Origin of the sequence: Sphingobium indicum B90A (assembly GCF_000264945.2) — a bacterium.
Lineage (GTDB): Bacteria > Pseudomonadota > Alphaproteobacteria > Sphingomonadales > Sphingomonadaceae > Sphingobium > Sphingobium indicum.
This window is the reverse complement of record NZ_CP013070.1, coordinates 608,508-629,305: the sequence shown is the minus strand read 5'-3', so window position 1 is coordinate 629,305 and position 20,798 is coordinate 608,508. Positions and strand designations below refer to the sequence as shown.

At 65.0% G+C, this 20,798-nt stretch carries 22 protein-coding genes and 1 tRNA gene; 10 read left to right on the top strand and 13 right to left on the bottom strand.

Annotation, left to right across the window (positions count from 1 at the left end; translation table 11 throughout):
• Positions 1–11 precede the first annotated feature (11 nt).
• The 3 genes from SIDU_RS03220 to SIDU_RS03210 all read right to left on the bottom strand — a co-directional run bounded on the left by SIDU_RS03220 (position 12) and on the right by SIDU_RS03210 (position 3,858).
• The gene (locus SIDU_RS03220) at positions 12–2,264 is read right to left on the bottom strand and encodes a TonB-dependent receptor (protein ID WP_233431863.1); all 2,253 of its coding nucleotides are present in this window, start codon (positions 2,262–2,264) and stop codon (positions 12–14) included.
• Positions 2,265–2,737: 473 nt separating this feature from the next.
• Positions 2,738–3,175, bottom strand: coding sequence for an acyl-CoA thioesterase (locus SIDU_RS03215; protein WP_007682749.1), 438 nt, complete (start codon positions 3,173–3,175; stop codon positions 2,738–2,740).
• A gap of 2 nt (positions 3,176–3,177) precedes the next feature.
• Positions 3,178–3,858, bottom strand: coding sequence for a GntR family transcriptional regulator (locus tag SIDU_RS03210; protein ID WP_007682751.1), 681 nt, complete (start codon positions 3,856–3,858; stop codon positions 3,178–3,180).
• Positions 3,859–4,018: 160 nt separating this feature from the next.
• Between SIDU_RS03210 and SIDU_RS03205 the strand changes: the two genes are divergently transcribed.
• Positions 4,019–4,723: a CoA transferase subunit A gene (locus SIDU_RS03205; RefSeq protein ID WP_007682752.1), complete on the top strand. Its 705-nt coding sequence runs from the start codon at positions 4,019–4,021 to the stop codon at positions 4,721–4,723.
• Between the two features lies 1 nt (position 4,724).
• Entirely contained in the window at positions 4,725–5,360 is a 636-nt protein-coding gene (locus SIDU_RS03200) for a 3-oxoacid CoA-transferase subunit B (protein WP_007682754.1), read from the top strand.
• A 252-nt stretch (positions 5,361–5,612) separates the two neighbouring features.
• Here SIDU_RS03200 and SIDU_RS03195 read toward each other — a convergent pair.
• Positions 5,613–5,688, bottom strand: a tRNA-Ala gene (locus tag SIDU_RS03195).
• 225 nt (positions 5,689–5,913) lie between these two features.
• Here SIDU_RS03195 and SIDU_RS03190 point away from each other — a divergent pair.
• Positions 5,914–6,861, top strand: a complete 948-nt coding sequence (locus SIDU_RS03190) for a DUF2171 domain-containing protein (RefSeq protein WP_007682757.1) — start codon at positions 5,914–5,916, stop codon at positions 6,859–6,861.
• 49 nt (positions 6,862–6,910) lie between these two features.
• On the opposite strand, the gene SIDU_RS03185 is transcribed toward SIDU_RS03190, so the two are convergent.
• Genes SIDU_RS03185 through SIDU_RS03170 form a run of 4 tightly spaced genes read right to left on the bottom strand, consistent with a single transcriptional unit; the run spans position 6,911 to position 11,674 of the window.
• Complete coding sequence (locus SIDU_RS03185; RefSeq protein ID WP_007682760.1) at positions 6,911–7,747, bottom strand: HpcH/HpaI aldolase/citrate lyase family protein; 837 nt, start codon at positions 7,745–7,747, stop codon at positions 6,911–6,913.
• The gene (locus SIDU_RS03180; protein ID WP_007682761.1) at positions 7,744–8,196 is read right to left on the bottom strand and encodes a MaoC family dehydratase; all 453 of its coding nucleotides are present in this window, start codon (positions 8,194–8,196) and stop codon (positions 7,744–7,746) included. Before SIDU_RS03180 ends, SIDU_RS03185 begins: the two co-directional genes overlap by 4 nt.
• Positions 8,196–10,076 (bottom strand): acetyl/propionyl/methylcrotonyl-CoA carboxylase subunit alpha, encoded by a 1,881-nt coding sequence (locus tag SIDU_RS03175; RefSeq protein ID WP_007682762.1) that lies wholly within the window; start codon positions 10,074–10,076, stop codon positions 8,196–8,198. The genes SIDU_RS03180 and SIDU_RS03175 overlap by 1 nt, the downstream gene beginning before the upstream one ends.
• A complete protein-coding gene (locus SIDU_RS03170; protein WP_007682764.1) occupies positions 10,073–11,674 on the bottom strand; it encodes a carboxyl transferase domain-containing protein in 1,602 nt (533 codons plus the stop codon). The genes SIDU_RS03175 and SIDU_RS03170 overlap by 4 nt, the downstream gene beginning before the upstream one ends.
• A gap of 45 nt (positions 11,675–11,719) precedes the next feature.
• Here SIDU_RS03170 and SIDU_RS03165 point away from each other — a divergent pair, with 45 nt between their 5' ends.
• Positions 11,720–12,058 carry a DMT family protein gene (locus SIDU_RS03165; RefSeq protein WP_007682766.1) on the top strand — a complete coding sequence of 113 codons (339 nt, stop codon included), beginning with the start codon at positions 11,720–11,722 and terminating at the stop codon, positions 12,056–12,058.
• 106 nt (positions 12,059–12,164) lie between these two features.
• Here SIDU_RS03165 and SIDU_RS03160 read toward each other — a convergent pair whose 3' ends face one another.
• Positions 12,165–13,310 carry an isovaleryl-CoA dehydrogenase gene (locus SIDU_RS03160; protein WP_007682769.1) on the bottom strand — a complete coding sequence of 382 codons (1,146 nt, stop codon included), beginning with the start codon at positions 13,308–13,310 and terminating at the stop codon, positions 12,165–12,167.
• 86 nt (positions 13,311–13,396) lie between these two features.
• On the opposite strand from SIDU_RS03160, the gene SIDU_RS03155 reads away from it, so the two are divergent.
• Positions 13,397–14,272: a LysR family transcriptional regulator gene (locus SIDU_RS03155; protein ID WP_007682770.1), complete on the top strand. Its 876-nt coding sequence runs from the start codon at positions 13,397–13,399 to the stop codon at positions 14,270–14,272.
• Here SIDU_RS03155 and SIDU_RS03150 read toward each other — a convergent pair.
• Positions 14,226–15,038 carry a methyltransferase domain-containing protein gene (locus tag SIDU_RS03150; protein ID WP_007682772.1) on the bottom strand — a complete coding sequence of 271 codons (813 nt, stop codon included), beginning with the start codon at positions 15,036–15,038 and terminating at the stop codon, positions 14,226–14,228. The two genes, SIDU_RS03155 and SIDU_RS03150, sit on opposite strands and share 47 nt — an antisense overlap.
• A gap of 62 nt (positions 15,039–15,100) precedes the next feature.
• On the opposite strand from SIDU_RS03150, the gene SIDU_RS03145 reads away from it, so the two are divergent.
• The 3 genes from SIDU_RS03145 (at position 15,101) to bfr (ending at position 17,196) form a co-directional block, all read left to right on the top strand.
• Positions 15,101–16,342 (top strand): DUF418 domain-containing protein, encoded by a 1,242-nt coding sequence (locus SIDU_RS03145; protein WP_007682774.1) that lies wholly within the window; start codon positions 15,101–15,103, stop codon positions 16,340–16,342.
• A 54-nt stretch (positions 16,343–16,396) separates the two neighbouring features.
• On the top strand, positions 16,397–16,567 hold the full coding sequence (locus SIDU_RS03140; protein ID WP_007682776.1) for a (2Fe-2S)-binding protein: 171 nt from the start codon (positions 16,397–16,399) through the stop codon (positions 16,565–16,567).
• Between the two features lie 149 nt (positions 16,568–16,716).
• Entirely contained in the window at positions 16,717–17,196 is a 480-nt protein-coding gene (gene bfr / locus SIDU_RS03135; protein ID WP_007682778.1) for a bacterioferritin, read from the top strand.
• A gap of 54 nt (positions 17,197–17,250) precedes the next feature.
• Here the strand turns inward: bfr and SIDU_RS03130 are convergent, their stop codons facing one another.
• On the bottom strand, positions 17,251–17,658 hold the full coding sequence (locus SIDU_RS03130) for a (deoxy)nucleoside triphosphate pyrophosphohydrolase (RefSeq protein ID WP_007682779.1): 408 nt from the start codon (positions 17,656–17,658) through the stop codon (positions 17,251–17,253).
• A 78-nt stretch (positions 17,659–17,736) separates the two neighbouring features.
• Between SIDU_RS03130 and SIDU_RS03125 the strand changes: the two genes are divergently transcribed.
• Both SIDU_RS03125 and SIDU_RS03120 read left to right on the top strand, forming a co-directional pair.
• Entirely contained in the window at positions 17,737–17,922 is a 186-nt protein-coding gene (locus tag SIDU_RS03125; RefSeq protein WP_007682781.1) for a Flp family type IVb pilin, read from the top strand.
• 139 nt (positions 17,923–18,061) lie between these two features.
• Complete coding sequence (locus SIDU_RS03120) at positions 18,062–18,223, top strand: Flp family type IVb pilin (RefSeq protein ID WP_007682783.1); 162 nt, start codon at positions 18,062–18,064, stop codon at positions 18,221–18,223.
• A 69-nt stretch (positions 18,224–18,292) separates the two neighbouring features.
• Here the strand turns inward: SIDU_RS03120 and SIDU_RS03115 are convergent, their stop codons facing one another.
• Complete coding sequence (locus tag SIDU_RS03115) at positions 18,293–19,771, bottom strand: M48 family metalloprotease (protein ID WP_007682785.1); 1,479 nt, start codon at positions 19,769–19,771, stop codon at positions 18,293–18,295.
• Between the two features lie 78 nt (positions 19,772–19,849).
• The gene (locus SIDU_RS03110; RefSeq protein ID WP_007682787.1) at positions 19,850–20,794 is read right to left on the bottom strand and encodes an acetyl-CoA carboxylase carboxyltransferase subunit alpha; all 945 of its coding nucleotides are present in this window, start codon (positions 20,792–20,794) and stop codon (positions 19,850–19,852) included.
• Positions 20,795–20,798: the final 4 nt, after the last annotated feature.

The window sequence follows — 20,798 nt, the reverse complement described above, 5'->3', positions numbered from 1 at the left end:
CGGAGCGGGCCTTAGAATTCATACCGCACGCCGCCGCCGAACAGCCGCGGCGACCCGACCAGGCGCTGCGCCAGATTGCGGTCGATCGCATACACCTCGTCAGTGAGGTTGCGGACATAGGCGAATACCGACCAGCCCGCATCCGACGACAGTTCCCCGCGCAATCCGAACAGGGCATATGTCGGCACCCTGGAGGTCGCGACATTGTTCAGGCGCTTGAATTCGGCGCTCTTGTAACGGGCGTCGAACGTGGTCGTGAACTCCAGCCCCCCGCCGAGCTGGAGCTTGTGAACCAGGGATGCGTTGGCGGTGCGATGCGGCGCGGCGGGAAGATCGTTGCCAAGGTTCGCGGCGACCTGAGCGGGCGTGCCCTGGAATTCCGTGATCCTGCTGTCGAGCAGCGTCCCACCCGCTTCCAGGCGGAGGCTGTGCCGATCATTGTCGAACAGGCTCAGTCCGACCTGCAAATCGACGCCGTAGAGGATCGACTTGCCGACATTGATGCGGACGTTCGGCGTGTTGGGCGCAACGATGGTGAATGCCTGCAGTTCCGACAGATCGTAATAGAAACCGTCGACCGATGCATAGAAGCCGGCGGCGGTCGAAACCTTGAAGCCTGCCTCATAGGCCTTGACGTTTTCAGGCTTGAGCGGCAGCGCCTCCACCGCGCTGAAGATCGACGATCCGTCGAAGCCGCCGGCCTTGTAGCCCGTGCCGTAGGACGCGTAGACCTTGATCTCCTCGATCGGCTTGTAGGACAGCGTCAGCCGTCCCGACACATTATTGTCGTGCGCCCGGTTGTCGAAGAACACGGGCACCGCGGGAAAGCGGCTGGCGCCCTGGGAGATGCCATACGGATTGAGGTCGATCGTCGATCCGGCGAACCGCGCCTTGTCGTCCGTGTAGCGAAGGCCGCCGGTAACGGTGAACTTGTCGGTGATCGGCCATTCGACCTGGCCGAAGACGGCGCGGCTTTTGCGCGTCTGGGTATAATTGGTCCGGACGCGGGTCGCCGCGACATCGGTATAGTCCAGATCGGTCATGAAGTTGACCTTGTCGTTGATCGCATAGACGCCGACCACCCAGTCGATCGGGCCAAGGTCGCCCGCCAGGCGGGCTTCCAGCGACTTCTGCCGCACGCGGTCGTTGAAATCCCAATCGAATACGCGCGCAGGGCCGCCGGTGGCCCCCTCCACGAAGCGCTTGCCATATTGGTAGCCCAGGATGGTGGTGAGCGTGATGTCATCCGTCAGCGGCTGCTCATAGTTCAGCGAACCGCCATGCATCCGGATGTCGCGCATCGGATAGCGGGACGAGTAGAAGGTGTAGGGATCGTTGTCGGGCTCCAGCCAGCCGTTGTTGTTGATGCCCTGGACGCTGTCGGTGATCTGGTTCTCGCCCTTGTCGCGGCTCATAAAGGCCTTGAGCTTCAACTTGCCGCCGGTGGGCATGGTCCAGAGCAGCGTGCCGCGCAGGGCCAGCATGTCGCGGTCGCCCCATCCGCTGCGAGCGCCCGGATCGGGAACCACCGGCGTGCCCGCGAAGACCCGCGTGCCGGCGAGCGAGCCGGCGCCCTTGCCGTTCATGTAACCGCCGCCCCATTCGCGCAGGACGGCGATGCGGGCGGAAATATCCTGCGTGATCGCACCGCCGACCGCGCCCTCGATGCGATAGCGTTCGTAACTGCCTAGTTCGGCCGTCACATAGCCGTCGAGATCCTTGCCCGGATCGCGCGTGAGCACGTTGATCACGCCCGCCGTGCTGTTGCGGCCATAGAGCGTGCCCTGCGGCCCCTTCAGCACCTCCACGCGCTCCACGTCGAAAAAGGGAAGCGAGAGGAAGAGATTGGACGTCTGGTAGACGTCGTCGATATGCAGCGCCGCCGACGAACTGCCGTTCGGGCGATAATCGTCGCTGCCGCCCAGGCCGCGGACGGAGATCACTTTGGACGCGCTGCCCCCGAAGTCGGACGTGATGCTGACGCCGGGCGTCTGCTCCACGATCCCTTCGAAGTCGCTGACGCCGCGCTCCTGAATATATTGGCCGCTGAAGGCCGAGATCGCGGCGGGAACGTCCGACAGGCGCGACGCGCGCTTCTGCGCGGTGACGACGATGTCCTGGCTTGAATCCCTGGGGGCATCGGCGCCGCCCGGAACGGCGTCCGACTGCGCATGGGCCGGCATGGCGCCCACCAGTGCAATCGCGGCCGATGCCGCCGCAAAGACCAGCCTGCCCCGCAAATGAAGATTCGCCCTTTCAGTCATGTCCATCTCCCACTTCCCCTTTATACATTATTCCATGGCCCCAAGGCGGCCACGCGCATTTCCAGACGGAAAACCGGCGCCGCGCCGACCTTCGGCGGCAATGCGCAAAAAATGCCTTGGCGTTCATCCATAAAATGAACTTTCTATCGTTTATAGTTTCATATATCGAAACTGTCAAAGAGATTTCGACGATATATTAAATTAACATTGCGCATGAAAGCAGGGCAAAGGAGCCGCCGCCCATTGCCTGCCGCGCACATGGCGCGATCTTCGCTGCCAGCCTGACGAAGCCCCTTCCCGCTTCCGCCGAGAGCATTGCCGTTACATCGGGATCAATGGCGGCGGCGCGCTCTTCAACGTTCCGGCGGCCGTTTTCCGCAGGGCGGATGGACGTTCGTTTCCCTAAAATCGGATGGAGACCAGGGAGCCGCGCTTCCGGGGCTTGTCGGACCTAGACGGCCGCCTTGAAAACCCTATGCCTGCTTCGCCATCCTTGCGGTCAGATCGGCCCTCAGTTCGTCGCGCAGCGGCTTTGCCTGCCCGTCCGTGCGGCATATGATGACCGTATCGCAGGTCGCGATGATGCGGCCGTTCTGGAACATCGCCTGATGGATCGTCCAGCTCGTGCGGCCAAGGCGGCCGAAGCCCGACGCGATATGGACGAGATCGGGAAAATTGCCTTCGCCCAGATAGCTTATGTGGAGGTCGCCAACCACAGTGCGCTCGTTCGACGGCCGGTTGGCCAGGGCGTCGACCTGCCGGTTCAGCATGACGCGGCCGCCCTCGAACAGCGCCGCGAAGGCGACATTGTTGATGTGGCCATTGACGTCCAGGTCCTGGAACCGCGTCTGGAAGTCTCCGCGCACCGGGTAATTGCCGGGGTCGAGCCGCCAGCCTTCCGGTTTGGGCATGATCAGCGCGCCCCCATATGGCCGTCGCTCCGCCGCGCATGCCAATCGGCGATGGCGCCGCGGACATTGTCGACGTGCCGGCGGGCCACCGCCTCCGCCAGCGCCGCATCCTTCTTCATGACGGCGGCCGCCATATCGGCATAGTCGCGGCGCCGGACCTTCTGGAGTTCGGGCATCGAATATTGAACGTGGATGATGTGCATGCCCACGGATGGAAAGAGCCTGCGCAACTCGCGATTGTCGCCGATCCGCAGCAGCACGCGATAAAATTGACGCCGCGCCGCGTTGAAGGCCCCCTCCTCCCGGTCGGCCGCCGCCATGTCGAGGCGCTTCAGCACGTCGCGCAGGGGCTTCCCGTGCAGGCGCTCCACATATCGGCCGGCCGCGGTGCGGGCGGCGAGCGCCGTCATCGCCTCCGCGACGTCGAGCACCTCCATGCTCTCGGCCAGGTCGAGCTTCCGGATCGAGGGCGACCGATTGGCCTCCAGTTCGATGATCCCGCGCACCGACAGATGTTGCATGGCCTCCCGCACCGCGTTTCGGCCGACGTCATAGCGAAGCGCGAGGTCCGTTTCCGCAAGCCGCTGGCCGGGGACGAGTTGCCGCTCGTCCAGCCCGGCCAATATGCCCAGAACCACCTTGCGCGCCGTGCCAGCAGGCTCGAACTCCAAACCGGCCTCCATAGGACCCCTCTTGATTGTTCTACAATCATGTTCCATACATGCTTTGGCCGGGAGTGCCTAGCAGCAAGACGGCGCCCGCGATCGCCGCCCCGCATTCCGACGCCCACATATCGCCGCCGCCGATAGCGGCACCACCTCAGCAGCATGCGAGTCCAACGACATGGCGAGAAAATTTCACGACACGGCCAGCGAGGCTCTTTCGGGCCTGCTTTTCGACGGAATGACCATCGCGGCGGGCGGCTTCGGCCTCTGCGGCATTCCCGAAACGCTGATCGACGAGATCCGCCGCAGCGGCGTCAAGGATCTTACCGTCATTTCGAACAACGCGGGCGTCGACGATTTCGGCCTGGGCCTGCTGTTGCAGAGCCGGCAGGTGCGCAAGATGATCTCCTCCTATGTCGGGGAGAATAAGGAGTTCGAACGCCAATATCTGACAGGCGCCCTGGAACTGGAATTCAATCCGCAGGGCACGCTGGCGGAGCGGCTGCGCGCGGGCGGCGCGGGGATCGCCGGCTTCTACACGCGAACGGGCGTCGGGACGATCGTGGCGCAGGGCAAGGAAGAAAAGATATTCGGCGGCGAGCGCTATATCCTGGAGACAGGGCTGACGGCCGACCTTGCCATCGTCAAGGCATGGCGCGGGGACGAGAAGGGCAATCTCGTCTATCGCAAGACGGCGCGCAACTTCAACCCGATGGTGGCGACGTCCAGCCGCGTCACGGTCGCGGAGGTCGAGGAGCTGCTTCCCGCCGGCGCGATCGATCCCGACCATGTCCACACGCCCGGCATTTTCGTGCAGCGCCTGATCATTGCCGAACGGAACGAGAAGCGCATCGAAAAGCGCATCGTGCGCAAGGAGGTTTGACATGCCCTGGACCCGCAACGACATGGCCGCCCGCGCCGCGCGCGAACTGCGCGACGGTTTCTACGTCAATCTGGGCATCGGCATTCCGACCCTGGTCGCCGACAATATTCCCGCAGGCATGGACGTGACGCTGCAGTCGGAAAACGGCATGCTGGGCCTTGGCCCTTATCCCGATGCCGCGCATGTCGACGCCGACATCATCAATGCGGGGAAGGAGACGATCACCGAACTCGCCGGCACCAGCTATGTGTCTTCGGCCGACAGTTTCGGCATGATCCGCGGCGGCCATATCGACCTTTCGGTCCTGGGCGCGATGGAGGTCGCGGAAAATGGCGACATCGCCAACTGGATGATCCCCGGAAAGATGGTGAAGGGCATGGGCGGCGCGATGGACCTGGTCGCGGGGGTCCGGCGCATCATCGTGCTGATGGACCATGTCTCGCGGGACGGCACGCCCAAGTTCCGCAAGAGCTGCACCCTTCCCCTGACGGGATCGGCGGTGGTCGACATGCTGATAACAGACCTGGCCGTCTTTGCGCGCGCCGACCGAAACGCCCGCTTCCGCCTGATCGAATGCGCGCCCGGCGTCGACCTCGATCAGGTCCGCGCCCTCACCGAAGCCGACTTCGACGCATGAGCGCGGCCGATCCGACGATTGCGGATGCCTGAACGGACGGAAAGCGCCGTTTGAGACGGCCTTTCCATCGGCGCGAAGTCCTTTCCGCTTTGACCTGCCGCGCTTGCCCGGCAGATCGGCTTCGCCCGTCCAGCGACATGTGGCGGCGCGGACATGGCTTCCACGCCTGCGCATCGGCACCGATGCGGCAGATGGACGAAAAATCCCCGAATGCCTGCCTGTCGGGTAGGAATCCAGGACTTGTCTGGAAAGTGGTGGAGCCGAGGGGGATCGAACCCCTGACCTCGTCATTGCGAACGACGCGCTCTCCCAGCTGAGCTACGGCCCCGTTAAGGAGCGCTGCCTATAAGCGACGGATTGCGGCCATGCAACGGTCTTTTTGCGCAAAAAAACGGAGCCGCCCTCCATCCTCCGGCGCGGCCGGTCTGCCGGGGCAAAGGCGGGACATTACTCCTGCGTAACGCCCGGAACGATGCGGCGGCATGCTCATTGGTGCGGTGACGGCATCTCAAGGGACGTCGTGCAGAAGCAGACGCAGACAAGGAGACGGACAATGGGTTACCAAGGCGGACGTCGCTATGGTGACGGCGATCGTAACTGGACGGACTGGGACCGGGATTCCGACCGTTACCGTGCGCGGCGCGACTGGCGGGACGATCGCAGCTATCGATATGGCACGCGCGGCCAGTTCGGCGGGCCGGGATCGGGATATGGCGGGTCGGGCAACCGGCGCCCGGCGGATGATTATGATCCTGACGAACGGGGCTTCCTCGACCGCGCCGGTGACGAGATCCGGAGCTGGTTCGGCGATGAGGAGGCGGAGCGCCGCCGCGAATATGACGATTATTACAACCGCCCCTATGGCGATCCGCGGGACCAGAGCAGCCGGATCGGCTATGCCTCCGCCGCCAATACGGGCCGCTACCTGCCCAATCGCGGCTACGCGCCCTATACCGGCGAACGCAGCGGCTTCGGCAGCGAGGATCATGGCTATCGCGTGCGCGCCTATGGCCCGAACCATGATTATGGCGAGCATCACGACGCCAATTACCATGCCTGGCGCCAGCAGCGGATCGACGAACTGGACCGCGACTATGCCGAATATCAGCGCGAAAACCGCGAACGCTTCAACAATGAGTTCGGCAGTTGGCGCACGCGCCGCGGCGAGCAGCGTCAGGCGGTCCAGCAGGTGCGCGAGCATATGGAAGTCGTCGGCAGCGACGGCGAACATGTCGGCACGGTCGACAAGCTGCGCGGCGACCGCATCATCCTGACCAAGAACGACCAGGAGTCGGGCGGCGTCCATCATTCGATCCCGTCATCCTGGATCCGGTCGGTGGACGCGCAGAAGGTGACGCTGGAAAAGACCGCGGAACAGGCGCAGACCGCATGGCGCACCGAGCGGGAGCAGCAGGCCCTGTTCGGATCGCAGGACGATGACGCCCAGGACCGTTTCAGCGGGGCTGGCGGTTCGACCTACGAAAAGGGCCGCTACCGATAAGGTCGCCCGGAAGCACAGGAGGGCCCCGGCCGCAAGGCCGGGCCTTTCTTCATTGGGCGGCGGCCAGCACCCGCTGCGCCTGGATGAGATGGGGCCGGTCGATCATCTTGCCGTCCAGTTTCAGCACGCCCGCGCCGGGATTGGCGGCGAAGGCGTCCACTACCGCCCTTGCCCGCGCGATCTCCGCATCGGTGGGGGTGAAGCCTTCGTTGATGGCGGCGACCTGCACCGGGTGGATCGCCATCATGCCAGTGAATCCGTCGCGCCGCGCACGTCCGATATAGGATTTGAGATCGTCCATCGCCTCGATCCGGGGGAAGACCGTGTCGATGGCGGGGACGCCCGCGGCATGGGCGGCGAACAGCGTCAGGCTGCGCGCCATTTCGAAGGGCGCGGTGTAGCGCCCGTCCTCCTCGCGGGAGGTCGACGCACCGATGGATGCGGGCAGATCCTCCGCCCCCCAGGTCAGGCCCGCCAGCCTGTCGCGCACCTGGCGGAAGCTGCCCAGTTCGAAAAGGGCGGCGGGGGTTTCGGTCGCGATGGGCAGGATCGGCGGCACAGGCGCGCCGCCGGACAGGGCGATCATCGCCTGGACGCTCGCCGCCCCCTCCGCCTTGGGCAGCATGATGCCGTCGGGCGAGGCGGGTAGCACGGCGGCCAGATCGGCGGCCGTGTGGTCGCCGTCCAGCGGATTGACGCGGACGAAGGCCACGCCGTCGCGGGGCGAGGCCAGCCATTCCGCTATCGCGTCCCGCCCATAGGCCTTGCGTTCCGGGGCGACCGAATCCTCCAGGTCCAGAATGATCGCGTCGGCGCCGCTCGCCGCCGCCTTGGCGAAGCGTTCCGGGCGGTCGGCGGGGACGAACAACAGCGAACGGAGCTTCATGCGGGCCTCTTCTTCAGCAGCGCCATGCGCAGGCATTGGCAGACGATTTCGTCCCGCTGGTTCATGAGCCGATGGGTGAATGTCACGATGCCCGCTTCGGGGCGGGAGCGGCTTTCCTTGAGGTCGGTGACTTCGCTGTCCGCCCGCATCGTGTCCCCGATGAAGACGGGCTTGGGCATGACCAGCCTGTCATAGCCGAGATTGGCGACCAGCGTGCCCAAAGTCGTGTCGCCCACCGACAAGCCCACCATCAGCGCGAAGGTGAAGGTGCCGTTGACGAGGATCTGGCCGAATTCGGAGGCTTTCGCGGCTTCGGCGTCCAGGTGCAGAGGCTGCGGATTATGGGTCATGGTCGAGAAGAGGAGGTTGTCGGTCTCCGTCACCGTGCGGCGGATTTCATGGTCGATCCGGTCGCCGATGGTCCATTCGTCATAATAGCGGCCCGCCATCAGTCTTCCCCCCGTTCCACCAGCACCAGCAGCGTGCCTTCGCTGACCTGGCCGCCTTCGGTCGCGTCCAGTTCCGCCACCACGCCGTCGAAGGGCGCGGTGAGGCTATGTTCCATCTTCATCGCCTCCAGCGTGACCAGCTTCTGGCCCTTGGCGACCCGGTCGCCCTTCGCCACGGCGACGGCGATGATGCGGCCCGGCATGGGGGAGAGGATCGCGCCGTCGGATGCGGCCGCGCCGCCCGCCTTGACCGGCGGGGTCTGGCTGAAGAACCAGCTTTGCCCGGCCTGGGTGACGATGATCGTGCCGTCCCGCTCCATGGCGGAGCGCAGGCCGGTGCGCAGGTCCCCGGACGCGGCGTCCGCGACGACATGGCGGCCGTCCACGAACAGGTCGATCCGGGTTTTCGGCGCTGCGTTGAGGCGGAAGCCGAACAGGCCTTCCCTGTCCTCGCGGCCGGTCCAGTCCTTGCGGAAACGCTGTCCGGCGGCGGCGAGAACGCGGTTGGACGGGCCATCGATGGCGGTCAGAGCCTCCCCCTGCCGCTCGATCAGGCCGGTGTCGAGGCGGCCCTCGGCAAAGTCGGCCATGGACAGGCAGGCATGCAGGAAAGGCTTGTTGGTGTGCAGCGGGCCGACGAAGCTGCCGTCGAGCCAGCGGAGCAGGTCGGTGCGCGCAGCCTCCCGATCCGGGCCGTGGCAGATGACCTTGGCGATCATCGGGTCGTAGAAGGAACTGACGGTATCGCCTGACTCCACGCCGGTTTCCACGCGCGCGCCGCTGTCGAACAGCAGCCGGTCGATGCGCCCGGGGCTGGGCAAGAAGCCCTTGGCCGGGTCTTCGGCATAGAGGCGGGCCTCTATCGCGTGGCCGTTGATCGACAATTGCTCCTGCTTCTTCGGCAGGGGTTCGCCGCTCGCCACGCGGAGTTGCCATTCGACCAGATCGACGCCGGTAATCTCCTCCGTCACCGGATGTTCGACCTGAAGGCGGGTGTTCATCTCCATGAACCAGATGCGGTCGGCGCGCAGGCCTTCGCTGGCGTCGGCGATGAACTCTATGGTGCCTGCGCCGACATAGTCGACCGCCTGCGCGGCGCGGACGGCCGCGCCGCAAATGGCTTCGCGGGTGGCGGCATCCATGCCGGGCGCGGGAGCCTCCTCTATCACCTTCTGGTGGCGGCGCTGGAGCGAGCAGTCGCGTTCGAACAGGTGGACGACCTGGCCGTGGCTGTCGCCGAACACCTGCACCTCGATATGGCGGGGCGAGAGGATATATTTTTCGATCAGCACCTGGTCGTTGCCGAAGCTGGACGCCGCCTCCCGCTGGCAGGAGAGGAGCGCGTCGGCGAAATCCGCCTGCGCGTCGACGCGGCGCATGCCCTTGCCGCCGCCGCCCGCGACCGCCTTGATCAGGACGGGATAGCCGATGGCATCGGCTTCGGATTGCAAGCGGGCGGCGCTCTGGTCCTCGCCCAGATAGCCGGGGGTGACGGGGACGCCCGCTTGGGACATCAGCTTCTTGGCGGCGTCCTTCAGGCCCATGGCGGTGATGCTGGCGGGATTGGGGCCGACCCAGATGAGACTGGCGTCGATGACGGCCTGCGCGAAGGCGGCGTTTTCGGAGAGGAAGCCGTAGCCGGGGTGGATGGCCTGCGCGCCCGTCGCCTTGGCGGCGGCGATGATGCGGTCGCCGATGAGGTATGATTCGCGGGCCGGGGATGGGCCGATATGGACGGCTTCGTCGGCTTCGCGGACGTGGAGCGCCCTGGCGTCGGCGTCGGAATAGACCGCGACGGTGCGGATGCCGAGGCGGCGGGCGGTGCGGATGATGCGGCAGGCGATCTCGCCGCGATTGGCGATGAGCAGGGATTGGATCACATGCGGAACACCCCGAAGCGGGGCGCCTCCTCTACCGGGGCGTTGAGCGTGGCGGCGAAGGCGAGGCCCAGCACGTCGCGGGTTTGGGCGGGGTCGATCACGCCGTCGTCCCACAGGCGGGCCGTCGCGTAATAGGGGTTGCCCTCATCCTCATATTTCTGGCGGATCGGCGTCTTGAAGGCCTCTGCCTCCTCCGGCGTCCATTTGGCGGCGTCGCGGTGGACGGTCGCCAGCACGCTGGCCGCCTGTTCGCCGCCCATCACGGAGATGCGGCTGTTGGGCCAGGTGAAGAGGAAGCGCGGGCTGTAGGCGCGGCCGCACATGCCGTAATTGCCCGCGCCGAAGCTGCCACCGATGAGGACGGTGATCTTGGGCACGCTGGCGGTCGCGACCGCCGTCACCAGCTTCGCGCCATGCTTCGCGATCCCCTCCGCCTCATATTTGCCGCCGACCATGAAGCCGGAGATATTCTGGAGGAACAGCAGCGGAATGCGGCGCTGGCAGGCGAGTTCGATGAAATGCGCGCCCTTTTGCGCGCTTTCGCTGAACAGCACGCCGTTATTGGCCAGGATCGCGACGGGCATGCCCCAGATATGGGCGAAGCCGCAGACGAGCGTCGTGCCGTAAAGCGCCTTGAACTCGTGAAATTCGCTGCCGTCGACGATGCGGGCGATCACTTCGCGCACCTCATAGGGGGCGCGGACGTCCTGGGGGATGATGCCGTACAGTTCTTCGGGGTCGTATCTGGGCGGGTTCGGTTCGCGCAGGTTGAGGTCGATTTCGGGCGCGGGCTGGAGCGTCGAGACGATGTCGCGCACGATGGTCAGCGCATGTTCGTCATTTTCCGCGACATGGTCGACCACGCCGGAACGGCGGCCGTGCACTTCCGCGCCGCCAAGGTCTTCGGCGGAGATGACTTCGCCCGTCGCGGCCTGCACCAGCGGGGGGCCGGCGAGGAAGATCGTGCCCTGGTTGCGCACGATCACCGTTTCGTCCGACATGGCGGGCACATAGGCGCCGCCCGCCGTGCAGCTTCCCATGACGCAGGCGATCTGGGGGATGCCCCGCGCCGACATCTGCGCCTGATTGTAGAAGATGCGGCCGAAATGCTCGCGGTCGGGAAAGACCTCCGCCTGGTTGGGCAGGTTCGCGCCGCCGCTGTCGACCAGATAGACGCAGGGGAGGCGGTTCTCCATCGCGATTTCCTGGGCGCGCAGATGCTTCTTCACGGTCAGCGGATAATAGGTGCCGCCCTTCACCGTGGCGTCGTTGCAGGCGATCATCACCTGCCGCCCCGACACGCGGCCGATGCCCGCGATCATGCCCGCGCCGGGCACCTCGCCATGATACATGCCGTTGGCGGTGAGTTGGCCCACCTCCAGGAACGGACTGCCGGGATCGAGCAGCCGCTCCACCCGGTCGCGGGGGAGCAGTTTGCCGCGGGCGACATGTTTGGCCCGCGCCGCCTCGCTGCCGCCGAGCGCGGCGTGGGCGACCTTTTCGCGCAGTTCGTCGCGCAGGGCGCGGTTATGCGCGGCGTTGGCCCGGAAGCTTTCGCTCTCCGCCGAAAGCTTCGTATCGAGAACGGGCGCACTCATGCCCTTGCGCTCCCCTGCCCCACGGTTGCATATCCAGGGCCATCCATGCCGACCATCCTGCTCCTCACCATTTCCAACCTGTTCATGACCGCCGCCTGGTATTGGCACCTGAAGGGCGGGATGAACAAACCCCTGTTCGCCGTCATCCTGATCAGTTGGGGCATCGCCTTCGTCGAATATTGCTTCGCCGTGCCCGCCAACCGCATCGGCTTCGCCCATGGGTGGAGCGCGGGCCAGCTCAAGATCGCGCAGGAGGCCATCGCGCTGATCGTCTTCGGCGGGTTCATGGTGACGGTGTTGGGCGAGCCGCTGCACTGGCGCCATCTGGCCGCTTTCCTGTGCATCATGGCGGCGGTGGGCTTCCTGTTCGTGGGGCGATCCTGAGAGTGCGGCGTGCTCCTGCGGAGGCAGGAGCCTAGTCCCGCCGTCTGAACTGGGTTCCTGCCTTCGCAGGAACACGTAACAGGCTTGGGCAAGGTCAGGGCCACATTCACGCGCCGATCAGTTCGCGGCCGATCAGCATGCGGCGGATCTCGTTCGTGCCCGCGCCGATGTCGAGCAGCTTGGCGTCGCGCATATAGCGTTCGACCGGCCAATCCTTGGTATAGCCCGCGCCGCCCAGCGCCTGCACCGCCTCCAGCGCAACCTTCATCGCATTCTCGCTGGCCAGCAGGATCGCGCCCGCCGCGTCGAAGCGGGTTGTTTTCCCCCGGTCGCAGGCCTGCGCCACGGCGTAGACATAGGCCCGCGCACTATTGAGCGCGACATACATGTCCGCCACCTTGGCCTGCATCAACTGGAAGGCGCCGATGGGCTGGCCGAACTGCCTGCGTTCCCGCACATAGGGCAACACCACGTCGAGGCAGGCCTGCATGATGCCCAACTGGATACCGGAGAGCACCGCCCGCTCATAGTCGAGGCCCGACATCAGCACGCCGACGCCGCCGTTGAGCGGACCCATGACATTATCCTCCGGCACTTCGCAATCGTCGAAGACCAGTTCGGCGGTGGGCGATCCGCGCATGCCGACCTTGTCGATCTTCTGGCCGATGGAGAAGCCCTTGAACCCCTTTTCGATCAGGAAGGCGGTGATGCCGCGCGCGCCCTCGCCCGTCTTGGCGTAGACGACCAGCGTGTCGGCATAGGGCGCGTTGGTGATCCAGAATTTCGTGCCGTTTAGGATATAGCGGTCGCCACGCTTTTCGGCGCGCAGCTTCATCGAGACGACGTCCGACCCCGCGCCCGCCTCCGACATGGCGAGCGAGCCGACATGTTCGCCGGAAATGAGTTTGGGGAGGTAGCGCGCCTTCTGTTCCGGCGTGGCCCAGCGGCGGATCTGGTTGACGCAGAGATTGGAGTGCGCGCCATAGCTGAGACCTATGGAGGCGGACGCCCGCGCCACCTCCTCCTGCGCGACCACATGTTCCAGATAGCCAAGGCCAAGGCCCCCGTCCGCCTCCTCCACGGTGACGCCGTGCAGGCCGAGCGCGCCCATTTCGGGCCACAGGTCGCGGGGGAACCAATCCTTTGCGTCGATCTCCGCCGCCAGCGGGGCGATGCGGTCGGCGGCGAAGCGGGCCGTCGTGTCGCGGATCATCTCCGCATTCTCGCCCAGGGCGAAATCGAAGTCGGGCATGGCGAACTCTCCTCGGCGCGCATCCTAACGTGCAACGGCGTTCAGGAAAAATTGAAACGGCGCGGGATAATGTATAGCTTCTGTCTATGATCGAACGCTATCTGCTCCGCTATTTCCTGGCCGTCGTCGACCAGGGCAATTTCTCCCGCGCCGCCGCGCATTGCCTAGTGTCGCAGCCCACGCTGTCGGTGGGCATATCCAAGCTGGAGCAGGCGGTCGGCGCGCCGCTGTTCCTGCGGAGCAACCAGCGGGTGGAACTGACCGAGGCGGGGGCGCGGCTGCTGACCCATGCCAGGCGGATCGAGCGCGAATTCAACCTGGCCGAAATGGCGGGGGAAAAGGCGGAGCAGGCCCCCGTGCTGCGCATCGGCGTGCTGCTGAGCATTGCGGGAGAGCTGGTCGCCCGCGCCATTGCGGACGGCGCCATGGCCAGGGAAGGCCGGATCGAGATCGTTCCCGGCAGCGAGCGCGAGTTGCTGGGGCGGTTGGACGCGGAGCGGATCGACGTGGCGCTCACCCTGATCAGGCCGGGCGCGGACCGTTTCCCGACGCAATCGATCATAGAGGAAGGCTATGGCATCGCCATGGCCGCCGACCATCCGTTGGCGGGACGGGCCATGGTGGCGGCCGAAGAACTCGCCTCCGAAACGATGATCGTGCGCCGCCATTGCGAGGCGCTCTCCGCCACCAGCCGCTATTTCGTCGATCGCGGCGTCCGCCCGCATTTCGCCTTGCGCTCGACCAATGACGAGCGCGTGATGCAGATGGTCGCGGCGGGGCTGGGCATCACGGTCATGCCGGACAGCTATCGCTGGCCCGGCATGGCGCGGGTCGCGCTCAAGGATTTCGGCGAGCGGCGGACTGTCGGATTTCTCTATGGCGCGCGGGCGGCAGGGCTGCGGGAAGCGCCCGCGCTTAAGGCGCTGGTGGCGTCTTTAGGGGCGGACGGCCGCCAGACCTGACCGGCGCGCGCGTCACCCGCCCGAACAATATCTGATAGACGTCGTCGCCGCCGCCCTCTTCGAAAGCCGCCATGACGCGGCGCAGGTCGCGGGGAGGAAGCGGCTTTCGCCCCTCGCTCGGCACCACGGCGCCGATGCCCTTGAGATGGCCGATCAGCCCCCTCGCGCCGCCGCATGGCAGGGCATATTCCTCGTCGAAAGCGAAGGCGTCGTCATGGCGCGCCAGCATCGATCGCAATGCTTCCAGCGAAGGATAGTCGGGGATGCCGGCGCTCAACCCGGCGGCCCGATGGGCCGAACGCCAGCGGGCGAAGCTGCCCTGCCCCATGGTCGAGAAAAGCAGGCTGCCCCCCGGTCGCAGCAATCCCGCGAGCCGCGCAACCGCGCTTTCCAGATCGTCGAACCATTGAAAGGCCAGGCTGGAAAGGATGAGGTCGAACCATTCGCCCTCGAAGATCGGCGCTTCCCCATCCATCGGCAGGAAGGTGCCCGCGACCAGTCCGCCCGTGGCGGCGCGGGCCAGCATGTCGGGCGAAAGATCCGTCACCACCAGTTCGGCGCCCGGCCAGCGCGCCTGGATGTGGCGCGTCAGGAAGCCCGTGCCGCAACCGATCTCCAATATCCGGCCGACGCCATCGGGCCTTTGCCGCTGCGCGAGATCGGCCACCAGCGCGGCGGCCAGCCGTTGCGGCCCGGCATGATCGTCATAATGCCCCGCCGCCGCGCCGAAGGCGTCGCTTATTCGTTGCTTGCGGTGGCCGTTCATGGCTAGTCGCATTGGCAGAGCCGCACCTTCTTTTCCAGCCCTTCAAAGGACAGCGCCGACCGATGACCGCCCCTTCCGCCCGGATTCCCGCCATGGACGTTCTGCGCGGCTGCGCGGTCATGGGAATCCTCTGGATGAACATCGCGGCTTTCGCCCTGCCCGAACAGGCCTATTTCAATCCCGCGGCGGCGGGGCCGCTCTCGAGGGGAGACATCGCCTTCTGGACGGTCAGCTTCATGGCTGTCGACGGCAAGATGCGGGCGCTGTTCTCCATGCTGTTCGGCGCGTCGATGCTGCTGCTGATCGACAGGGAGGAAATGGCCGGCCGCGACGGACGACGGGCGCAGGTGATGCGGGCCGGCTGGCTGTTCGTCTTCGGCCTGGCCCATTACCTGCTGCTGTGGTGGGGCGACATATTGATGATCTATGCGCTGGTCGGGCTGGCGGCGCTGCCGTTCGCGCGCAGGGATCCGCTGTCGCTCGTCAAATGGGCCTTTTTCTTCTTCCTCGCGCATTTCCTGATCTGCGCCGGCTTCGTCGGCACGCTCTACGCATGGGGCCATGCCGCCGCCGCCGGCGCCCCCGGCCATGTCGGTGCGGGTTTCGCCAATTTCATCGCGTCGCTTTCCGACCCCGACCATCCGGCCATTCGCAGCGAATATGAAATCTATCGCGGCGGTTTTGCCGGCATCTTCCTGCATCATGTCGCGCTGTTCGGCGGGCAGTGGCTGACCACCCTGCCGTTCGTCGCGTTCGACACGCTGGGGTTCATGCTGCTGGGCATGGCGATGTTGAAGGGCGGATTCCTGACCGGCCGTTGGGAGGCGGAGCAATATTGGCGGACCGCGCGCCATTGTTTCCTGATCGGGCTGATTCCGATGGCGGCGCTCGCGGCATGGGTCATCTCCAGCCGGTTCGCTCCGCTGACGGCTTTGGGATCGGCGCTGGCATGGTCCTTCCCCTTCCGCATTCCGCTGGCGGTGGGATGGGCGGCGCTGATCCTGTGGCTGTTCACGCGCCATCGCGGCGCGGCCCTGACCGCGCGCGTCGCCGCCGCGGGCCGACTGGCGCTCAGCAACTATCTGGGCAGCAGCCTCCTGATGTGCGCGATCTTCTATGGCTGGGGACTGGGGCTGTTCGGCCATGTTCCGCACCATAGGCTGCCGCTGTTCGTGATCGCGGCATGGGCGATGATGCTGATCTGGTCGCCGCTGTGGCAGCGCCGATTCGCGCTGGGACCGGCGGAGTGGCTGTGGCGCAGCCTTGCGAGGGGCCAAACGCAAAAGATTCGCAACAGCGACTGAATTCCTATTGCGACCTATTATCATCTGCGCTATCTCCCCTTTCAGGAGATTTGCATGGTTGTCTGTGTCTGCAATGCCATCCGTGAGAAGGATCTGAAACAGGTCGCCCGCGAAGGTTGCGCAACCCCGTGCAGCGCCTATGCGCGCCTTGGCCGTCGGCCCAAATGCGGCCAGTGCGTCCCCTTCGCCCGCACCATCATAGCGGCCGAACGCGCCTCCATTTGAAGTGATTGCGAATCAAGCGCATCGGATTGACGCGAACTTGACGCAATAGCGCAGCGAAAAATGGCGGATTTCTGCGGCTTTCCGGATTAACAAACGGAAGCGAAACGCTTATGCTCCCGGCACTTTCCCTACAGCCGGAGAAGAACGCCATGAAGGGCGACGCCAAGGTCATCGAATATCTGAACGAGGTTCTCAAGAACGAGCTGACCGCGATCAACCAATATTTCCTCCACTATCGCATGCTCAATCATTGGGGCATCGAGAAGCTCGCCAAGTTCGAATATGAAGAGTCCATCGACGAGATGAAGCATGCCGACAAGCTGGCGGAGCGCATCCTGTTCCTGGACGGGCTGCCCAATTTCCAGTTGCTCGGCCGCCTGAAGATCGGGGAGACGGTGGAGGAAATCCTGAAGGCCGACCTGGAACTGGAATATGAAGCCCTGCCCGTGCTGAAGGACGCCATCGCCCATTGCGAATCGATTCGCGACTATGTGAGCCGCGACCTGTTCCAGCACATCCTCGAAAGCGAGGAGGAACATGTCGACACGCTGGAAACCCAGTTCGAGATGATCGAGCGCATGGGCATCCAGAATTATATCCAGCTACAGAGCAAGGCTGCGGAGGAATAAGCCCTCCTCGACCGCAGGCTTGGCTCATATGGCGCGCCGGCCCCTCACCTCGCGTCAGATCAGCGAATCGAGCAGGCCGATCAGCGGCAGGTCGGCCGGCGGCATTTCCAGCGCATACATTTGCGCCGGCCTGACCCATCGCAGCGCGGTCGCATGCCGCGCTTCGGCTATGCCCCGCCATTTACGGCAGACATAGAGCAGCAGCAGCAGATGGCGGTCGCCCAAGGGTTCGCTCGCGAAGGTCGCAGGCGCCAGGCAACTCGCATGGGTGTGGATGCCCAACTCCTCCTCCAGTTCCCGGATCAGCGCGGTTTCGGGCGCCTCCCCCGGTTCGACCTTGCCGCCGGGAAATTCCCAGAGATGCGCCATCGGCTTGCCCGGCGGGCGCTGCTGCAACAGCACGCGGCCATCCGCGTCGACCAGGGCGGCGGCGACCACCAACAGGGGAGAATTTATCGTCATAATGGTCCCGCTTGAGGGGTTTGTTAACTCTGCCCCTTTTACAAGGGTATCAGGGGCTGTGTGTAAATGGGGTGCGGCATGCGGGCATTATTCAAAAATTTCAGCTTCTGGAAGCTGATCTACTGCCAGCGCGGAGCGACGGCGGTGGAATATGGCCTGATCCTCGCCCTTATCTGCCTGGCCATTGTCAGCGCCCTGTCGAACGTTGCCAACAAGACCATCGGCATGTGGAACAATGTCGCGACGGAAGTCCTGGCGCATTAACCATCAATATCTGACAGATGGTTCGCTCCATTAAATCTTTATCAACCGACACCCTCTAAACCATCCGAAGCTGACCTTCATTTCAAGCGGGGGGACGGCCGGGTAGTTAAACGTGAAATTTGACGCAAGGAGACTTCCAATGCAGTTCATCCGCAAGATGATGACGAACGAGAAGGGCGCGACCGCCATCGAATACGGCCTGATCGCTGCGCTTATCGCCGTCGCCGCCATCGGCGCCATGACCAGCCTGGGCGGCAAGCTCGGCAACACCTTCAACAATGTCTCGGGCAATCTGAAGTAAGCTCGAACCACATTGAAGAAAAAGGGGCGACGGAAGCAATTTCGTCGCCCTTTTTATTGGTCTCGACGTCTACCAGGTGATGATCTTGACCCGCTGGCCCGGCCGCAGCACGCTGTTTGCCGTCAGCGCATTGATCGTCAGGAATCGGTCCAGCGGATAATCGGTATAAGCCATGCGCTTGGCCAAGGACTGGACTGTGTCGCCAGCCTTTACAGTCACGACATCGACCCGGCGGAGCTTGATCGCGGCCGCCTCCTGCGTCGACAGGCGCTGCACCGACTGCACCATGGTGGAAAAGGGACCGATCCCCTGCCCCGCCGCAGTCAGCAGCAGGAAGTGATAGGCCTTTCCCCCGCCGAAATCATAAGCGAAGACGGTGGCATCGACCTGGCTGGACTGGGTTCTGGCGCGGATGGTGCGCCAGGCCGCGGGCAGCCCGTTAACGGTGGTGCGCCGAATCTCGCCCGGCGGAACGCCGCCATTGCCGCCGCCCAGCTTGGCGAACACAGAATCGATATAGGCGGACAGATCGCCGGAATAGGGTGCTGCGCTGAACTGCGCCTGGCCGCCCGATCCCGCGATCGTGACGGCGCTCGCACCATTTTCCATGCCGAAGCCCGATGGCGCGGCGAAGCTCACCCGCAAATCGGGATGGCGGAAGCGGCTGCCCTCGATCACGCCCTGTTTCGGATCGTCGCCATAGAGGACGCCGTTGAGCGCGTTCAGGAACGCGTCGCGGTTGCGGACCGTGCTCCTGGATCCGCTGGCGGCTGCATTGCGGGAAGCGCGCCCAACGCGCGAGGCGGGATCTGGATGGGTGCTTGCCCATTCCGGCAACGACCGGGAACTCCCAGTGACGCGGGCATCCAGGCTGCTTTGCGCCGCCAGCGAGGCCAGCATGGACGACAGGGCCTTGGGATCGTAACCGCCGGAGGCGAGATAGCGGATGCCCAGATCGTCCGCCTCATATTCCTGGCTGCGCGAGAATTTGAGCGTCAGCAACTGGCTGCCCTGCCCGATCCCCTTTTGCAGCAGGCCGGTTAGCGCCGAATCGCCCAGCAGGGCGCCCGTCAGCACTTGCAGCAGGGTGCCGCCAATGGCGTTGCGCTGCGCCGCCTGTTGCCGCCTTTGACCGTGCTGCGCCGCGACATGGCCGATCTCATGGCCGAGCACGCCCGCAAGCTCCGCCTCGTCATTCATCAGCGCCATGAGCTGGCGCGTCACATAGACATAGCCACCAGGAATGGCGAAGGCGTTGTTCACCGGCGAATTGAGCAGGGTGACGGTGAAGTCCCCCTGCGCATTGGACAGGCCGGACTGGACCGCGATGCGCCGCCCCACGCCCTCCACATATTTCGCCTGCGGTCCGGCGTAAGCGCCGCCGAATTCGTTGAGCAACTGGGGATGCTGCTTGGCGCCGGCTTCCTTTTCCTGCGGGCTGATCGACGAAACGGTGCGAATCGCCCGCTGCTGACCTTCCACTGACGGCGCGGCCGCCAGGACGGTCAGGCCCAGCCCGGCGGCAGCAAGAGATGATATTCGTTTCACGGCGCCTCCTGCATCCCTGTTACCTTCGCGTAACGAGCAATAGCAGGCGGATGTTCCCCGAAACAGAGGATGGCGCGGTCAGACGCCGATGGCCAGGAACTTGTCGGCGCGATCGGTCCGCAGCGCATCGGCGCTGAGGCCCGCCAGCGAATCCAGTTCCTCCCCGATCGCCGCGCCCAGATTGGCGATTGCCTGCACCGGCTCGCGATGGGCGCCGCCGACCGGCTCCGGCACGATGCGGTCGATAACGCCGAGAGATTTCAGATGCTGTGCCGTTACCTGCATCGCGGTCGCCGCGTCGCTGGCCTTTTCCGCCGTGCGCCAGAGAATCGACGCGCAGCCTTCGGGCGAGATCACCGAATAAACGGCATGTTCGAACATCAGCACGCGATTGGCCGCCGCCAGCGCCACCGCGCCGCCGGAGCCGCCCTCGCCCACTACGGCCGCCACCATCGGCACGCCCAGCGCCAGGCATTGTTCGGTGGAGCGGGCGATCGCCTCCGCCTGTCCGCGCTCCTCCGCCTGCACGCCGGGGAAGGCGCCCGACGTGTCCACCAGCGTCACCACCGGCAGGCCGAAACGGTCGGCCAACTGCATCAGGCGGATCGCCTTGCGATAGCCCTCGGGCTTCGCCATGCCGAAATTGTGGCGGACGCGGCTGGCCGTGTCGTCGCCCTTTTCATGGCCGATCACGACCACGCGCCGTTCGTCCAGAGTGGCGAAGCCGCCGATGATCGCCTGATCGTCGGCAAAGGCGCGATCCCCGGCCAGCGGCATGAAATTGTCGAACATGCCCGCGACATAATCCTTGAAATGCGGGCGGTCGGGATGGCGGGCGACCTGCGTCTTCTGCCAGGGGGACAGTTTCGCATAGGTGTCGACCAGCATTTTCGAAGCGCGCTGCTCCAGCTTGTCGATCTCGCCGCTGATGTCGATGTCGCCCGCATTGGCGGTGGCGCGCAGTTCGATGATGCGGGCTTCCAGTTCCGCGATGGACTTTTCGAATTCGAGAAAACTAACCATGGGG